This is a genomic window from Alcaligenes sp. Marseille-Q7550, assembly GCF_965112015.1.
Genome location: NZ_CBCOPU010000015.1, coordinates 1 through 1,476 on the forward strand (window position 1 = coordinate 1; position 1,476 = coordinate 1,476).

Annotated in this window: 2 protein-coding genes; one reads left to right on the forward strand and one right to left on the reverse strand. The window is 46.5% G+C overall.

Annotated features, from left to right (window positions below; all coding sequences use genetic code 11):
• Positions 1–76 precede the first annotated feature (76 nt).
• The gene (locus ACWPWO_RS18725) at positions 77–1,123 is read left to right on the forward strand and encodes a hypothetical protein (protein ID WP_454007883.1); all 1,047 of its coding nucleotides are present in this window, start codon (positions 77–79) and stop codon (positions 1,121–1,123) included.
• Positions 1,124–1,156: 33 nt separating this feature from the next.
• On the opposite strand, the gene ACWPWO_RS18730 is transcribed toward ACWPWO_RS18725, so the two are convergent.
• A partial coding sequence (locus ACWPWO_RS18730) for an SOS response-associated peptidase family protein (protein ID WP_454007884.1) occupies positions 1,157–1,476 on the reverse strand: 320 nt, incomplete at its 5' end.

A 1,476-nucleotide genomic window follows, 5' to 3' on the forward strand; every position in this document is an offset into this window, starting at 1 on the left:
GTGCAGGTAGCTGAGTTTTATGCTTTGATGTATGCTCAATTTTAAAATCAGGGAAAGCTACCGGTAAGGAGGGGAGATGAAGCTAAAGCGTGATGCGCGCACGTTGAAGCAGAAGGCAATGGCTTCTTTGAGGCGGGGCCTTGGGGGTTTTAATGGGGAATATGATCAGGGGCGCACTGAATCTGTCCTCTTGCATATGCAGCATTGTAGTGAAATGCTAATAAAAGCTCTCCTTGTTCAAAAAAATAAACAAGTTTTTGATAAGGAAAAAGGAACTTCTATAGGGTTGGAGAAGGCCTTAAATATAAGCTCGTCATCAGGTTATATAAACTCGGCGCAAGCCGGGGCTATTCGGTCGATTGATGCAATGCGAGATGCGGCGCAGCATTGGATGATTGTGGTTCCAGAAGATGCGTTGTTTATAAATGCAAGGGCATTAATTACGACTGTTGATGAGATTTTGCAGCTACACTTTGAGGATTGTTTAGCCAATATTTTACCTTTACGGGTATTGCCACTGTCTACTCAACCTATTACCGACTTTGAACTTCTAGTGGATCGTGAATATTCACAAATTGTCGAGCTTTTAGCGCCAAATAAGAGGTCTCGCGATGAGGCAAGAGGTAGAATTAGAACATTGCTGGCAATGGAGGCGCATGTCACAAATGAAATTGCGGTATCTGAAAGGGATATTGATCGTATTGAAAGGGCTATAAAAAATGGTGTTGAGATTGAGAGCGTGTTTCCGCGACTAATGACTCTTGCTAGCAACGTTTCGGGTGAAGTGCCAACTATAAGAGTTCATTTTAGTAAAAAAGAAGGTGCGCCGGTAAGATATATATCAGGTGATGATCCAAGCGCGGCAGCGGCAATAAGAGAGGTTGATCTTCAGAAAAAATATTATATTAGTCGACAAGACCTTGCAATCAAATTAGGGTTGAGTTCTGCGCGCTGTAAGGCTCTTAGGGACTATTTGAAGATTGATGAAAATGAAGAAAATATGATGGTCTTTAAATTTGGTTCTCAAAATCATCCTCGGTACTCCGATAATGCGTTAAGAGAATTACAGGCGGCCAATACGCCGGAGATGGTCGAACTGGCCTGGGCAGCAAGGCAGTCATAGTCTGTGAAAAAAGTTAAGCAGTTTTAGTTGCAATTAGATCAAGCTCACCTGGTCGGTATTTGGTGCTTGGTACCGCGCATCCCCCATTTGCCGCGTGACCGGGTGCCACTGGAATGCAGATTCAGGTCGAGCCGTGCTGAGCAGTTCCAGCGCTGCATCTATACTGGTATCTCGCGACGCCCACTCTTGCGCAGCATCTGGCGCCAGCACGATGGGGCGACGGTCGTGCACATCGAGCATTCCACCCGCGCTGTCGTCTGTCACGATGGCAAACCCGTGCTCCACGTCCGCGTCTTTGCCTGGGGTCCACGCGGTGATGGCTGCCATGTAAATCGGCTTGCCATCCTTGGGTC

What these genes read in the sequence shown, in the direction of transcription:
- ACWPWO_RS18725 (WP_454007883.1), top strand. Translation starts at nt 77, where the DNA reads ATGAAGCTAAAGCGTGATGCGCGCACGTTGAAGCAGAAGGCAATGGCT.